The sequence below is a fragment of the Aquirufa sp. genome, from assembly GCF_044239315.1.
GTDB lineage: Bacteria > Bacteroidota > Bacteroidia > Cytophagales > Spirosomataceae > Aquirufa.
Window position 1 is genome coordinate 21,249 of record NZ_JBIIBQ010000014.1, and the last position, 14,727, is coordinate 35,975.

At 40.2% G+C, this 14,727-nt stretch carries 20 protein-coding genes; 15 read left to right on the forward strand and 5 right to left on the reverse strand.

The features are described from left to right. Positions 1–93: 93 nt before the first annotated feature. The 4 genes from ACILP5_RS06575 (at position 94) to ACILP5_RS06590 (ending at position 2,106) form a co-directional block, all read left to right on the forward strand. Entirely contained in the window at positions 94–717 is a 624-nt protein-coding gene (locus tag ACILP5_RS06575; protein ID WP_395617861.1) for a glycosyltransferase family 2 protein, read from the forward strand. Further along, on the forward strand, positions 717–1,451 hold the full coding sequence (locus ACILP5_RS06580) for a hypothetical protein (RefSeq protein ID WP_395617862.1): 735 nt from the start codon (positions 717–719) through the stop codon (positions 1,449–1,451). Before ACILP5_RS06575 ends, ACILP5_RS06580 begins: the two co-directional genes overlap by 1 nt. Before the next feature lie 119 nt (positions 1,452–1,570). Next, positions 1,571–1,750, forward strand: a complete 180-nt coding sequence (locus ACILP5_RS06585) for a hypothetical protein (protein ID WP_395617863.1) — start codon at positions 1,571–1,573, stop codon at positions 1,748–1,750. Beyond that, positions 1,750–2,106, forward strand: coding sequence for a hypothetical protein (locus tag ACILP5_RS06590; protein ID WP_395617864.1), 357 nt, complete (start codon positions 1,750–1,752; stop codon positions 2,104–2,106). The genes ACILP5_RS06585 and ACILP5_RS06590 overlap by 1 nt, the downstream gene beginning before the upstream one ends. A gap of 904 nt (positions 2,107–3,010) precedes the next feature. Here the strand turns inward: ACILP5_RS06590 and ACILP5_RS06595 are convergent. Continuing rightward, positions 3,011–4,156 carry a dipeptidase gene (locus ACILP5_RS06595; protein ID WP_395617865.1) on the reverse strand — a complete coding sequence of 382 codons (1,146 nt, stop codon included), beginning with the start codon at positions 4,154–4,156 and terminating at the stop codon, positions 3,011–3,013. A gap of 73 nt (positions 4,157–4,229) precedes the next feature. Between ACILP5_RS06595 and ACILP5_RS06600 the strand changes: the two genes are divergently transcribed. The 6 genes from ACILP5_RS06600 to ACILP5_RS06625 all read left to right on the forward strand — a co-directional run bounded on the left by ACILP5_RS06600 (position 4,230) and on the right by ACILP5_RS06625 (position 6,301). After that, entirely contained in the window at positions 4,230–4,802 is a 573-nt protein-coding gene (locus tag ACILP5_RS06600; protein ID WP_395617866.1) for a zeta toxin family protein, read from the forward strand. Continuing rightward, a complete protein-coding gene (locus ACILP5_RS06605) occupies positions 4,775–4,942 on the forward strand; it encodes a hypothetical protein (RefSeq protein WP_395617867.1) in 168 nt (55 codons plus the stop codon). Before ACILP5_RS06600 ends, ACILP5_RS06605 begins: the two co-directional genes overlap by 28 nt. 1 nt (position 4,943) lies before the next feature. Beyond that, positions 4,944–5,186, forward strand: a complete 243-nt coding sequence (locus ACILP5_RS06610) for a 4a-hydroxytetrahydrobiopterin dehydratase (protein ID WP_395617868.1) — start codon at positions 4,944–4,946, stop codon at positions 5,184–5,186. Further along, entirely contained in the window at positions 5,183–5,620 is a 438-nt protein-coding gene (locus tag ACILP5_RS06615; RefSeq protein ID WP_395617869.1) for a hypothetical protein, read from the forward strand. The genes ACILP5_RS06610 and ACILP5_RS06615 overlap by 4 nt, the downstream gene beginning before the upstream one ends. A 169-nt stretch (positions 5,621–5,789) precedes the next feature. Then, positions 5,790–6,014, forward strand: a complete 225-nt coding sequence (locus ACILP5_RS06620; protein WP_395617909.1) for a type II toxin-antitoxin system RelE/ParE family toxin — start codon at positions 5,790–5,792, stop codon at positions 6,012–6,014. A gap of 5 nt (positions 6,015–6,019) precedes the next feature. Then, positions 6,020–6,301: an addiction module antidote protein gene (locus tag ACILP5_RS06625; RefSeq protein WP_395617870.1), complete on the forward strand. Its 282-nt coding sequence runs from the start codon at positions 6,020–6,022 to the stop codon at positions 6,299–6,301. A gap of 43 nt (positions 6,302–6,344) precedes the next feature. On the opposite strand, the gene ACILP5_RS06630 is transcribed toward ACILP5_RS06625, so the two are convergent. Then, positions 6,345–6,725: a PH domain-containing protein gene (locus ACILP5_RS06630; protein WP_395617871.1), complete on the reverse strand. Its 381-nt coding sequence runs from the start codon at positions 6,723–6,725 to the stop codon at positions 6,345–6,347. Positions 6,726–6,859: 134 nt separating this feature from the next. Between ACILP5_RS06630 and ACILP5_RS06635 the strand changes: the two genes are divergently transcribed. The 5 genes from ACILP5_RS06635 (at position 6,860) to ACILP5_RS06655 (ending at position 11,483) form a co-directional block, all read left to right on the forward strand. Continuing rightward, positions 6,860–8,074: a serine hydrolase domain-containing protein gene (locus ACILP5_RS06635; protein WP_395617872.1), complete on the forward strand. Its 1,215-nt coding sequence runs from the start codon at positions 6,860–6,862 to the stop codon at positions 8,072–8,074. A gap of 2 nt (positions 8,075–8,076) precedes the next feature. Next, positions 8,077–8,979 carry a histone deacetylase gene (locus ACILP5_RS06640; protein ID WP_395617873.1) on the forward strand — a complete coding sequence of 301 codons (903 nt, stop codon included), beginning with the start codon at positions 8,077–8,079 and terminating at the stop codon, positions 8,977–8,979. A gap of 80 nt (positions 8,980–9,059) precedes the next feature. Next, a complete protein-coding gene (locus ACILP5_RS06645) occupies positions 9,060–9,569 on the forward strand; it encodes a fasciclin domain-containing protein (RefSeq protein ID WP_395617874.1) in 510 nt (169 codons plus the stop codon). 126 nt (positions 9,570–9,695) lie between these two features. Continuing rightward, positions 9,696–10,976, forward strand: coding sequence for a serine hydrolase domain-containing protein (locus ACILP5_RS06650; RefSeq protein WP_395617875.1), 1,281 nt, complete (start codon positions 9,696–9,698; stop codon positions 10,974–10,976). 24 nt (positions 10,977–11,000) lie between these two features. Next, positions 11,001–11,483: a hypothetical protein gene (locus ACILP5_RS06655; RefSeq protein ID WP_395617876.1), complete on the forward strand. Its 483-nt coding sequence runs from the start codon at positions 11,001–11,003 to the stop codon at positions 11,481–11,483. 47 nt (positions 11,484–11,530) lie between these two features. Here ACILP5_RS06655 and ACILP5_RS06660 read toward each other — a convergent pair whose 3' ends face one another. Genes ACILP5_RS06660 through ACILP5_RS06670 form a run of 3 tightly spaced genes read right to left on the reverse strand, consistent with a single transcriptional unit; the run spans position 11,531 to position 14,662 of the window. After that, positions 11,531–12,871, reverse strand: coding sequence for a Gfo/Idh/MocA family protein (locus ACILP5_RS06660; RefSeq protein ID WP_395617877.1), 1,341 nt, complete (start codon positions 12,869–12,871; stop codon positions 11,531–11,533). Positions 12,872–12,885: 14 nt separating this feature from the next. Beyond that, on the reverse strand, positions 12,886–13,764 hold the full coding sequence (locus ACILP5_RS06665) for a formylglycine-generating enzyme family protein (RefSeq protein ID WP_395617878.1): 879 nt from the start codon (positions 13,762–13,764) through the stop codon (positions 12,886–12,888). After that, positions 13,742–14,662 carry an FAD:protein FMN transferase gene (locus tag ACILP5_RS06670; RefSeq protein ID WP_395617879.1) on the reverse strand — a complete coding sequence of 307 codons (921 nt, stop codon included), beginning with the start codon at positions 14,660–14,662 and terminating at the stop codon, positions 13,742–13,744. The genes ACILP5_RS06665 and ACILP5_RS06670 overlap by 23 nt, the downstream gene beginning before the upstream one ends. Positions 14,663–14,727: the final 65 nt, after the last annotated feature.

Sequence of the window (14,727 nt, forward strand, 5' to 3'; positions counted from 1 at the left end):
AATCATTAATTGACTAGATTTGCATCCGTGAAGCCTATATTGGTGAGTATTTAGTAGCATATCATGCCTAAAAATGTAAAAATTTCCGTGTTAATGGCGGTCTATAATACGGAATTTTCTTTGACAAAAAGGGCCATTGATTCTGTTCTACAGCAAGATTTTCAAGATTTTGAGCTCATCATTATTGATGATGGCAGTAAGGGGAATGACCGCAAAGAGTTATTAGCTTACGTCGAAAAATACGAGGATAAAATCGTCTACATTCGCCACAGTAATCGTGGTCAAGCAGAATCCATTAACCGGGGTGTGTTGATCAGTGCGGGTGAATTCATCACTATTTTAGATAGCGATGATGAATACAAAACTCATCATTTAAGTTCTTGTTTGCAGGAAATGGAACATGTGGATTTGATTTGTTCTACGGCAGAAACGGTCGTTGATTCAGTCGAAGATTATTATGTTCCTGATAAAAATGATTTGAGCAAGCCGATACATCTGGATGATGCGATTCTTTTTGGGACTTTGTTTGGACACCAAAAAGTATTCAAGAGTATCGATTTCAAAGGCGGTTTCTCTGCTGATTCGGCCTTTTTTGAAAGAGCTGAAACCCTTTTTAAGACAAAAAAGGTCTTTAAGAGATCCTATATCTATTACAGAAATAATCCGAAAAGTACCTGCGCCGTTCTGAAGAAGCAATTAGCTTTAAACGAAAATTAATGGAGCTCGTACTAGCTTGTCACATCACCGGTATTTATGATGTAAATCGAAGCACGACTTTGCCAGATGATTCCTATGAATTAGTGCAGGCATGGGCGGAATCTGTTGCAAGAGCGAAGCTGAAAGGGGTAATCTTTCACAATAACTTTTCAGAAGAAACCTGTGCGCGTTACGCGAATGAGTACATTTCGTTCGTCCGCATTGATTATAATCCAATCTATAATCCCAATGTATTTCGGTATTTAGTTTACCGGGATTATCTAGCAAAATGCACAGAGCCCATTGAAGGTGTATTTGTGACGGATGTGTCGGATGTGACTTTGGCCCAAAATCCTTTCGCACATCCCCTTTATATCGAATATCCGTCCTTCCTTTTCTGCGGTGATGAACCTAAGCTGTTGCGCAACGACTGGATGATTTTACATGGGGAACATCTACGTTCGCAGATTCCCGATTATGCGGAGTATGAGGAGCGTTTTGCTTCGGAAACCTTATTGAATTGTGGAGTTTTTGGCGGGCATTATCCGCTTTTTATGGATTTTTTGCAGCAATTATGCGACCTGCACGAAACATTTAATCACAGTAATAAAACTGCCTATACGGGTGACATGGGCGCTTTTAATTACCTAGCGAGAACTCGATTTAACGAGAATCTGCGTCATGGATTTCCTGTGAATACGGAATTTAAGGCCTACGAAAACAATCGTACCGATTGCTGGTTTAGACATAAGTAAAGTGATTCTAAGTCTTTAATTGTCTGATTTTCATTATATTATATTTTTTTCTTCCTTTAAAGTTGTGAACAGACTTTAATTTCTTGTATTTACACTCATTAAAATAAAAATCCAAAATCATGTTTAAAAATTTCAAAGCGTCAGAAATACTGATTGTAGTAATTGTTATTGTTGTTATTGCGGTGAGTGAATATAATTACTTAGTCGTTGGAGATAAGGAGAAGGCTATTTTTATTGGACTTTGGCCACCTACTATTCTTGGTTTATTGAATTTCATCAACTCTAAATTAAAGAAATAATGGATTTAGATATCATCTTATTGAGTAGCATTATTGCTACTTTATTTATTGTCTTTATGATTGCTGTTTATCGAGAGTTTTCCGTGATGGAAAACAACGAATATACTTTTCAGAAAGAGACCGGTCCTAGAGCTGGTTTGGTGAATTTCGTCGGGAATTTAGCTGCCAATAAATCCTTAAGCTCAGAGGAGAAAAAAGTAATTTATCAAGCTATGCACAGAAATATTGCTGATATGGAGTCGGATGGAGTCTATTTCGATGATACACTAAAAGTAATTGTGGCGGAGCAAATGGAAGAGTTAGATGTAGAAAAACCAGTGAAGCGTACGAAGAAGAAGTCAGACACTCCCCTTTAGGTTCATTATGGATATAATGTTACAAAGAGCTAGTAATTTATTTGATCAACTTGTTAGTCCTATTCATGTCAGGCGAACAGAGGTTTTCATTCTGCGTTTAGCTATTTTAGCGTTTTTAATTCACTTATTCTGCATATTTTTAGGAAATAACGTCGATTACTTTAAACACTTTCAGCATAGTTACTTAAAGGCCATTTACACGCCTTTTAGTTTTATTTTATTCTACGAAGTGTTACAATTAGTAATTATTTTGCCTAAGTCTATTTCCGAATTTATTGGAAAACAATTCGAAGTTATTACGCTAATTACACTTAGGAGTTTTTTTCATGATATTGCCGATATCGATTTTTTAAAATCCTTTTCTCTCTCCGATACACATTTACTAAGCCTTTTTTACGATTTAGTAGCTTCATTAATTATGTTGCTGTGTACAATCGTCTATTATAAAATAAATGCTAGTTCTAAGAGAGCCGAGATTATAGATGACATTAAGCGGTTAATCGGGATAAAAAAAATCGTATCCTTACTAATGATTGGGATATTACTTTGTCTAAGTTTCTTTAGTTTTTCTAGTTGGATTATTGACACTTTTCAGGCGTTTCAGACGAACCAAAACTACCCCAATCCTAACACTGTTTTTTACAGTGAATTTTTTAATGTGATGATATTTGTGGATGTATTTCTGCTACTTGTATCATTCCTATATCATTTCTCCTTCTTTACGGTTTTTCGGAATGCCAGTTTTATCATCACGACGATTTTACTGAGAATGTCTCTCACTTCTGAAAGACCTGTTAATTATCTATTGGTTTTAGTCGGGTTCGCTTTCTCTATTTTTTCCTTTTATTTAATTACCAAAGGAAAAGCCTTGAAGCTTTAGGTCATTTTTTGTCCAAAGCTGAAATCACTTATTTGCCTTGTATACGCGCAAGAAATTACCTCCTAAAACCTTGCTAATATCTTTATCTGAATAACCTCGCGCAATTAATGCTTGCGTAAATTGAGGATAATCCAAAACTGTTTTTAACTGTTTAGGCGCAGAATTAATTCCATCAAAATCTGAGCCTAAGCCCACGTGATCCACACCGACTAGTTTCACAATGTGATCAAAATGCTTCATTAGCTGTTCTAAGTCCGGTTTAATAGCATCGCTCTCACGAGGGTATTTATCTGAAATGACGGTGAAGGCATACTCTGTTTGCATTCCTGACTTAATTAATGAATCAATTTCTGCGGCATGGTTCTTACGAAAAGCGGCGTCTTTTTGGAAGAAATCTACATCCACAAATCCAGAGAAAAAGTTCAAGTGAATCACTCCTCCATTTTTACCTATGGCTAAAATTTGCTCGTCCTTTAAGTTTCTAGAAACGGGGCAAATGCTGTAGGCGTTGCTGTGAGAAGCGATGATTGGTTTAGTCGTCGTTTTGATTACGTCCCAAAAAGTCGCCTCACCCACGTGTGAAATATCCACGATCATTCCCAGCTGATTCATTCGCTGAACTACTTGCTTCCCAAAATCCGTCAATCCTTTAGGTCCCTTATAATTGGGATTCTTCTCATCTGCATGAGAGCTTGCCCAGCCTGGAGAATTGTTCCAAGTAAGCGTCATATACCGCACTCCACGGTTATAAAAGGTCTCCAATTTTTGTAAATCTCCTTCGATCATATGACCGCCCTCAACCCCGAATTGTGCTACTAATTTTTGCTCTTTCAACGCTTTTTGAACATCCTTCCAAGACTTCGCGATCACGATTTTATCTGGATTTCTAGCTGCCACCGCATACAAACTATCCATCTCCCGCATCGCCCACTCATAAGGCTTTGCTTTTTCTCCATCGCACCAAACTGAAAATAACTGGTAATCTACTCCGCCCTTTTTGAAACGTGCCAAATCTGAATGATTAATTCCAGTTAAATCGGTATCCAACGCCACTTTTTTCTCAATGCATGCTGTCAAGCAATCATTGTGAGTGTCAACTAAGATGGATTTGAAGTGTATGTCTTGGGCGAAAGTAGCTGTAGAGAGGAGAAGGAAGAATAGGTATTTCATAGGTTGAAGGAATTTATTGAAATTATCAGTTTTATTTCGATTAAGCAATTTTTATCCCGCTACCTTCACCGGTATGGGGAAGAACTTGTATATCATCGCGGGTTGTAATGGAGCCGGCAAAACGACGGCCTCTCATACAATTCTCCCCTATGTTCTCGATTGCCGTGAATTTGTGAATGCGGATGAAATTGCAAAAGAGTTAGCTCCCTTTCATCCGGAGTCAGTTGCTTTCGAGGCGGGTCGAATCATGTTGAATAAAATTGATGCTTTGATGGAAAGAGAGGAATCGTTTTCTTTTGAAACAACCTTAGCAGCTAAATCGTATCATTTGTTGATTAAGAGGGCCAAAGAACGGGGATTCACCGTTACCCTTCTATTTTTCTGGCTTAGGACTATTGATCTTGCCAAAGTCCGCGTAGCCACGCGTGTCCTCGAAGGGGGGCACAACATCCCACCCGATGTAATAGAAAGGCGCTACAAATCAGGTATTACTAATTTGTTTCGTATATATTTGCCTTTAGTAGATGAGTGGTTCGTTTATGATAGTTCAGAGCCTGTCATCGAGTTGATTGCTGAGAATAATAAAGCTTCTTTCACTCGTATTAAAAATCTGAAAAAATGGCGACAGCTAAACCCACTCAATTGAAAAAAAACAGGACCACTTCTGAGAAATTAGAAGAAGGCATGAAACTAGTCAAAGCCGATTTAATGGCCTATAAAAAAGCAAAGAACTCTAAACTAGTCGTGTTACAAGACGATAAAATTGTGTTCCTTAACCCAGAGTAAAATGTCCACTTGGAAAGAAGAAAATCAAGTCTTAATCAAGACGTTTACCTTTGCTAGCTTCGAAGAAGCCATGCAATTCATGCATAAAGCAGCTCCATTCATTAGCGAAACGGATCATCATCCCACTTGGTCGAATACCTATAATCGGGTAGAGGTGAAGCTGACGACCCATGATGCCGGTAACAAGATTACGGACAAGGACAGGAAATTAGCAGACTATTTAGACAAACTTTATCAATCATGAAAAGTGTATTAATGTTATTATTTCCTTTGTTTTTATTTGGCCAAAACCCAACCAAGGACGAAGATCAAATCAAAGCCGTCATATTAAAGACCTTCTCGGCCATGAAATCGGTGGATTCTGTGGCGCTGAAGTCTTGTTTTACTGAAAAAGCGCTATTGCATATCAGCCAGGTAAGACCTGAGGGGAATGTTATACGGGAAGTGCCTATTGCTAGTTTTGTTAAAAATGTCCTGACTAGAAAGCCGGGAGATATGGACGAGCGCGTTCTTTCTTGGCGGCCTATTCTCATCGATCATGAAATCGCGACAGCTTGGGTACCCTATGAATTTTACCTGAACGGGAAGTTTACCCATAAAGGTGTCGATGCCTTTATTTTGGTCAAAGTAGGAGAGGAATATAAAATCCAAACCCTGCTGTATAATATGCAGAAGTAAAGGATAAATTAAATCCTTCTTTAATTATCAATTTGCTGGTTTCATTGATGAAAAAGATTGCTTACATTTGTATCCAAATGAAGACAATTGTCAAATGTACCTAATTGAAAAAACAAAGGAATTTGATAAATGGCTTAGAAAGCTTAAGGATCTATGAGCGAAAGCAATTATATTAATTAGACTTCAGAAAATTGAAAATGATGGCCACTTTGGTGATTGTCAATCTGTGGGTGATGGGATCAGGGAATGTAAAATTGACTTTGCTAAAGGTTATAGAATATATTTCAAGGAATTCGGTGGTAAATTAGTTTTGCTCCTCATAGGTGGAGACAAATCAACGCAACAAAAGGATGTCCAAAAAGCAAAGGATATTTTAAATCGTCTAAACAATTGAGAATTATGGAAACTTCAAAATTTGATGTAGCAGATTATTTAGATAGTCCTGAAATGATTTCGGAATATTTAAATACAGTGTTAGCGGAAGGTAACGATTCGGCTCTAATTGTTGCCTTAGGAAATATTGCTAGATCAATAGGAATGGCAAAAATCGCTAATGAAACAGGAATGAGTCGTCCTAGTTTGTATAAAGCTTTATCGGATGGATCAAAACCTCAATTTGAGACAATTATGAAAGTGCTCAGAGCGATAGGTGGACAAATACAAATTAAGCCAACTACCTAGGAAAGCTCGGCAGTTCGTTCTAACTAAAAAAAAGCCCCTCTACCTATTTCAACACATGGAACGCAAGCACGTTCTGCACATCATACACATTCACTGATTTGTTGAATTGCTTCGTAACGCTAGGGAGTGCTTCTCCTGAGATCCAAATTTTCAATTCCGCATCCAGGTCGAAAGTTCCAGCTGTTTCAATGCTGAAGCGAGAGATGCTTTTATAGCTTATGGATTTATATTCTGTTTTAGAACCTGTTATACCTTGTTTGTCGACTAAGATAAGTCGCTTAGAGGTAAAAATGAAAGTATCTCTGATAAGCTTGAAACCTAATTCGATTTCTTCACCTTCGATAAGTAGTTTGCCAAAATCTTTGACTAAATCCTCTTTACTTACTGTACCTGCGTTGCCTAAGATGGCAGAAAAAAGTCCCATAATGATTGAAATTTTAAAGTTTTATACAATTTAATTTTTTTGTTACATAAGTCGATGCATAAATACTGTAATATTTTGAACAAATTAGCAGCTTAATCGCTTTATTACTCAAACTGATAATTCCCCCTCTTGTAATGAGAAAACTATTGACCATACTATGTTTGCTATCTGCAGTCAGTGCCACAGCACAAAAAAACAGCTATTATCCCTCTGTTAAAAATTGGGAACATAGGTCGCCCGCATTTTTCTCGATAGATACCAATAAAATAAAGCAGGCTATTGCTTTCGCGGTGGAGCATGAAACTACGCAGCCTAGAAATTTGTGGCTTTCACAGGCGATGCAATTTGGGAAAGAACCTTTTTCGGATCCGGTGGGACCTATGGCAGAGCGGGGGCCTTCCTCGGGAATGATCATTTACAAGGGGTATATTATCGCTGCGTGGGGAAATACAACTGCGGTGGAGATGACCAATAGTGTCACGAAAAGTATGGTTTCCTCGGTGGTTGGTTTAGCCTATGATCGAGGGTTGATTAGTTCGCTAGATGACAAAGTCTACAGCTATTTGCCGCCGGTAGAAATGGCGATGCAGGCGACGAATACAAATGAAAATCCAATTGTGAAAAAGTCTTTTTTCTATCCGTTTGAAACGGAACATAACCGCAAGATTTCTTGGGATCATTTGTTGAGGCAGACAAGTGATTGGGAAGGGGTGCTTTGGGGGAAGCCGGATTGGGCGGATCGACCGTCGGATAAGCCGGCGGAATGGACTACTCGGAAGAGATTCGAGCCAGGAACGGTGTATAAGTACAATGATACGCGGGTGAATGCGCTGGCATTAGCGGCGACTTTGGTGTTTAGAAAACCATTGCCAGAAGTATTACGGGAAAATGTGTTGAACCCTATTGGGGCTTCGAATACCTGGGCTTGGACGGGTTATCAAAATGCCTGGATTGTGGTGGATGGGAAAATGGTGCAGTCCGTGAGTGGTGGCGGGCATTTTGGGGGAGGGCTATTTATGAATGCTATGGATATGGGTAGGTTTGGATTATTGACTTTGCGAAAAGGGAACTGGAATGGGAAGCAAATTTTATCCGAGGATTGGATTCGTAAAGCGACTACCCCCACGACAGCGAACATGGGTTATGGATTCATGAACTACTTTTTAAATACGGATCGCAAAATGTATCCATCGGCTCCTGCGAGTGCTTATGCGCACATCGGGAATGGGACGAATGCAATTTATGTGGATCAAGAGAACGATTTAGTGGCCGTGGTGAGGTGGATTGATGATAAGTCGATGGATGGTTTTCTGAAATTAGTCTTAAGTGCCCTTCCTGCAGCCAAGTAAAAATGTTAAAAATAGCCCATAGTGCCATCTATGCACATCCTTTGCCGGAAGGACATCGTTTTCCCATGTTGAAATATGAGTTGATTCCGGAGCAGTTGATGTATGAGGGAAGTATTACGGAGAATCATCTTTTTGTGCCAAAGAAATGTGCCGCCACTGATATCCTACTTACTCATGCAGAGGGGTATTTTCAGCGTCTTTTGGAGCAGAAATTATCTGCATCGGAACAACGCGTCATTGGTTTTCCGCAGTCAGAGCAGTTAACGAATCGAGAACTGATTATCACCCAAGGGACGATCGATTGTGCCCTTTTTGCGTTAGAACATGGCTGTGCAATGAATGTTGCGGGTGGTACACACCATGCTTTTGCGGATAGAGGAGAGGGATTTTGTTTGTTGAATGATATGGCCGTAGCGGCTAATTATTTGTTGCATCGGGATTTGGCAAAAAAAATACTAATCATTGATCTCGATGTGCATCAGGGGAATGGCACGGCTAAACTGATGGAAAATGTCGATCAAGTCTTTACGTTTAGTGTGCATGGTAAAAATAATTATCCCTTTAGAAAAGAGAAATCAGACTTAGATATTGGTTTAGACGATGGAGCCAATGGTGCGGAATACCTGGACATGTTATACTCCATTTTACCCGATTTAATTGAGCGAGTACAGCCAGATTTTGTCTTCTATTTAGCAGGGGTGGATGTACTGGCCACAGATAAATTGGGAAAATTTAAGTTAAGTATTGAAGACTGTAAACAGCGGGATAAATTCGTGCTTGATTTAGTACATAAACATCAAATACCTGTCACTATTGCGCTGGGAGGCGGATACTCTCCGGATATTAAAGATATTGTGGAGGCACATTGCAATACATTTAGGCTGGCGTTAGACTTATTTGACTAGTGAATTAAGGTCTAACTTATTTATTTTCAAAACATTACATTGCTTCTATTGTTTAGACTTTGAACTTAAATAATAGAAGAATGAAAAAGAAATTTATTGCCGGAATTATCACCTTGTTTATCTCTGCCTTCTCGGTATCAGCTCAAACAACGGTTGTGGATATTGCTATTAGCTCTAAAGACCACACGACATTAGTAGCAGCAGTAAAAGCGGCTGATTTAGTGTCTGTATTACAAAGTGCAGGACCATTCACGGTTTTTGCTCCTACAAATGCTGCTTTTGCTAAGTTACCCGCTGGAACAGTGGAAACACTTTTGAAGCCAGAGAACAAAGCAACTTTAGCTAAGATTTTAACTTACCACGTAGTGGCAGGTAATTTAGATGCAGCAACTGTTATCAAAGCAATCACTGCAGCAAAGGGTTCCCTAAGTGTAAAAACCGTTAGCGGTGGAACGTTAGTAGCTTCAATTGAGAATGGGAAAGTGGTATTAACAGACGAAAAAGGAGCTAAGGCTACTGTTGTTGCTGCTGATTTGAAAGCGGGTAATGGAGTTATTCACGTAATTGACTCAGTTGTATTGCCTAAGTAATACTTTCTATAAATGTTTTTTTTTGCTAAAGGGCCCCCTAAATTTAGGTGGCCCTTTTTTTGCCTTATTTTTTATAAGTCAAAAAATATTTACTAACATTGGTATATAAAGGATATCTAAATTAAAATGAAAGTTGTCTACTCTATTCTTACGGTACTTTTTTGTCTCCAGGTAGCATTAGCTCAAAACATTAAAGTCGCAACACCCGCTGAAGTCAAGGCATTGGGCTTCGATCAAAAAGTTTTTGACGCTTATCAAGGGGAAGTCGAAAAGAGCATTCAAAATAAGGAAATTGCTGGTGCTGTCACCCTCATTGCCCGGAAGGGTAAAATTGTGCATTTCGAGGCAAAAGGTGAGTCGCAACTAGAAACGCATATCCCGATGAAAAAGGATGCTATTTTCCGTTTAGCTTCCATGACCAAGCCCATTGCCACGTTAGCCTTATTATTATTAATGGAGGAGGGCAAATGTCTGCCTACTGACCCGTTGAGTAAGTATTTGCCTGAGTTTGCGTCTCAACAAATATTGATTTCGAAGGATAGCATCGACGGCATGTGGATTTATAAGACGCGGGAGGCGACTAAACCCATGTTAATTAGTCATGCATTAACGCACACTACGGGCCAGCCTAGTTCGTATGGCGGCAATATGCCAGAAGCCTATAATGCCATAAATAAAGACTCCTACAAAAGCGATATTGATCATTTTGTAAAGAAATTAGCCAAATTACCGTTAACTCATGAGCCGGGTGAAGGTTGGATTTATGGTCCTGGCTTGATCGTCGCAGGTCGATTAGTCGAGGTAATCAGTGGCATGCCTTTCCAGGATTTTGTGCAGAAACGCATCTTGGATCCATTAGAAATGAAGGATACGCACTTCTTTTTAGAGCCAAAAGATGTGCCTAGATATACGTCCTATTATCAGCCTGACGGAAAAGGTAAATTGTCTTTACTTGATCCAGGTTCAGAAAAAAGTACACGCATAAGCAGCCCTAAGACCTTTTATTCGGGTAGCGGAGGATTGAATGCTACGGCCATTGATTATTTTAAATTTTGCCAAATGGTGATGCAAGATGGAGTATATAACGGAGTTCGCATCGCGAAACCGTCTACCATTGCTTTGATGAAAACGGATCAATTGCCTCTGACTTTAGATGGGTATACTAAGCCAAAAGATGATTTGAAGAATCATGGGTGGACGTTTGGCTTTATGATTAAGCGCAGAGAAGTAGGGAATGATCCAGTTCCGGCGGGGACGATTTCCTGGGGAGGAGCCACAGGGCCGGTATTTTTTATTGATTTAAAAAATGAAGTGGTTGCGATTATGATGTGTCAGACTCCTTCTACTTATCCACTAGAATTTCGAACGGATTTTAGAAAATGGGTGATGAAGAGTTTGGTTAACTAGTATTGACATTTAAACAACCTATATATGAAAAATTTATTCCTAGTTGCACTATTGATGAGTATGTCATTCCGTATGAGTGCACAAGATTCCTTGTCATCAAAGTCCACAGAAAATAAACCAGTTCAGGTAATTGAAATGCCCGCTACTGACTTAAAATCAAAAAATAACGATTTGTTTAAGCAGGGTCAAAATGATGCATTAATCCATTACAAAGGATATAAGACAGCTGGAACCGCTGTTTTAGCTACTACAATTATACCAGGTTATGGAATTTTGTTCGGAGCGGCTCCCTTAATTTTCGCTGAAGGTAGGATGCCCCTTGATGAAAATTTAGGATATCCGGATTTGAAATTGATGGAAAATGAGCAATATGCACTAGGTTATAGGCAAAAAGCAAAACAAATTAAAAGTAAAAAATTGCTCCGAAATTATTATGCCGGATTAGGAGTTCAGGCTTCTTATTTGATCTACTTTTTATCAGCCTTAATTATTTTAACGGTAAAATAAAGTTAGATAAAACGAGGCCTCTATAGCTAGAGGCCTCGTTGATTACTTTAATTAAAATAAGTCGTTTTTCCTGGAATCGCTGCGGCATATAAGCCATTCGCATCTGGTTTTGATGGCATGTCGGCATCCCAAGCAAATCTAGATGGGGCGATATTGATGCCCGAGTTGATTGCCTTATCCCATTCAATTACTTGACCTGAATAGGTGGCCATTCGGCCTAGAATAGATGTCATGGTTGAATAAGCACCATTTTCTGCATCCGCATATTTGTATTCCCCTGCGGCTACTGTTGCCCATAATTCGTCATGTTCTGTTTGATAGGGATTATTTTCCTTTGTCTTTTTGTCAAAAGCGTATTGCACATTTCCTTTGGAATCAAAAATCTTTGCCTCGTCAAAATGCACTTTCCCTTTTGTCCCTATCACGAGCTCATCCACTTTCGCCCAGGTACCCGGAATGTGGCGACACTGACTGTTTAAGATTGTTCCGTCCGCATACTCGAATTCAACGATATGGTGGTCAAAAATTTCACCATAATCCTTTCCTTTTCGAACTTCACGTCCACCGGTTCCCCTTGCGCGAACTGGGTAGCCATTTTTTACCCAGTTAATGACATCAATGTTGTGAATGTGTTGTTCTGTGATGTGATCTCCGCAGATCCAGTTAAAGTAATACCAATTTCGCAATTGATAATCCATTTCGGTTTGGCCCTCTTTTCGTGGTTTTACCCAAACCCCATCATTATTCCACCAGCAGGAAGCTGAAACCACATCGCCGATCTGCCCATCTTGAATGCGCTTCATGAGCGCTCTGTAGGAATTTTGGTAATGACGTTGCAATCCCACCACGACGTTTAACTTCTTTTGCTTCGCGATTTTTGCTGCGTTTAACACGCGTTGTATTCCGGCTGGGTCAGTTGCAACGGGTTTCTCCATGAAAATCTGCTTGCCTTGTGCAACCGCCTCTTCGAAGTGCATGGGGCGGAACCCTGGAGGAGTTGTTAGAATCACCACATCGGCTAATTCCATGGCCTTTTTATAGGCGTCAAATCCTGAGAATTTTCTTTCCTCCGGCACATTTACCTTTTTGCTGATAGGCACTGCTTTAGCGGAGGCGTCTTTATCTCTTGACTTCATCAAATTAGCATAGCAATCATCTAATCGATCGCGGAATACATCGGCCATGGCCACTAATTCGATGTTTTCTTTTGTGCTCAAAGCTTGCGAAATGGCACCCGTTCCGCGCCCACCACAGCCGATCAAGGCGACTTTGATGGTGTCGTTCACTAAACTTTGGCCTGCAAATGCATTAGCAGCCCAGGGAGCTAAAATTATTCCACTCGCTGTTATGCCCGTTTGTTTCACAAAATCTCGTCTGGTATTTTTCATAGTAGAAATGAGGTTTAGTTTAAATATTTTTCAAAGAAGGAGTTAATTTCTGTTGCTGATGGCTGTTTAGCCGGTCGCATAATTCGAAATCCCACAAAAGGAGCATCGGCATTCCACCAGATGCTTTTAGGAACTTGTGGATCTCGTCGATTCCAGATGGGGTCCGCTGCCATCCGAGCCGTAGACCTAACTAGATTTGCCGGATCTTGGTAATTTCCGCCGCGTACAACGGCGTCCGCATATTTATCGATGAACACCGGGCTATCCTTTCGAGCGGTGGGATCAGACTCAAAGTGATCTAAAACCCATTCTGATACATTACCCAGCATATCATGTAAGCCCCAAGCGTTCGGTTTTTTTTGACCTACTTGGTGGTATTTTTCGTTTGAATTGCCTTGAAACCAGGCATAATCGGCTAAATCCTTAGAAGGGATTTCAGCACCGGCTTTGCAAGCATATTCCCATTCGATTTCTGTGGGAAGGCGATAGAAAACACCGGTTTTGGCATACAACCATTTGCAATACATAATCGCCCCGTATTGTTGCATGGAATTTGCAGGGAATCCACCCACTTTCCCCATGCCTAGCGTAAAATCGATGTAGGGCGGACTAGGCCTGGTCACAGCATCAGGGCCCTCTTTAGGAGGCCTCGGTTCAGGATCGCGTGATTCTTCGAAGAACAATTGGTATTCATCATACGTCACCTCCGTTTTACCCATCCAAAAAGCGGAGACCTGTGTTTTTTTTGTTTGGCCAAAAACAAAACTTCCGGATGGAATGGCCACCATGTCGAAGGAAACACGTGTTTGAGGAATTACTTGCTGGTAAGACTTTAAATCCTGCGCTAGAAGCGAGTATGAAAACAGAAGACTACTGAAGACGAGACGCCTCATGTGGCATTAGTTTATGGTTAAATAGGATTTTAGGTTTACCCGCTTCGTTTTCAAATACGAGCAAGAGAACATCCTTCAATTTTACTAATAATTCTTCAATTTCTTGCACGGTCATGATCGTTGCGGCGGTGGCAAGCCAATCCGCTAAAGCCCCCTCTTTTGCAATGGCCGTCGCTGAGCGCGAATGAGTTAAGGCCATTCCTGTTCTAGGATCAATTACATGCGAATAAGTGACGTCTCCTAAACGAATTGATTGATAGGTTTTTCCACTCGTCGCTACGGATACATTTTTTAATGCCAAAACCTCAGATAAATGTGCATCAGAAACAGGCATCTCCACAGCCACTTGCCAAGGTAAATCTGTAGGCCCTTGACTGGTCATCGCTAGTTTTCCACCTGCATCGACTAGGGTATAAGGAAAGCCCATCAGCTTTAAATCCTCTAAAACCCGCTGCGCGACAAAACCCTTGCCTATGGAGCCTAGGTCGAGCTGGCAGGCCGAATCAGTTAATCGAATCTGGGTAGAATCACTAGAAAACGCTAAACATTGCCCTTGAATCTTTTTGGCAATTTCTGCTAAAGCGATCACATCCGGCATTTGATGAAGTTTGCGGGCTTGTCTCCAGTAGGCTACTTGCCTGCCTACAAATATGTTTAAGGCGCCATTGCTTAGTTTTTGTGCGCTTAAAGACTCTTTTAATATAGCCCTTAGAGCTTCGTGGATAGGGTAGAAGGAGCCTGTTCCTGCGAGAAGATTAACTTGGCTGAGTTCAGATTGTGTTTGATAATCACTCAGTTCACTTTCTAGTGAAGTTGCTAAAGCGAATGCCTGTTTTACGGCTTTAGAAATTCCAGTCGAATCCTCGCAGGAGATGGTGATGCGAAAAGGGGAGCCCATTCGCTGGGTTTCATAGGAGTATTTTTTATACTGAGCGTTTACATCGGTAATAAAAAAAAGAAGTA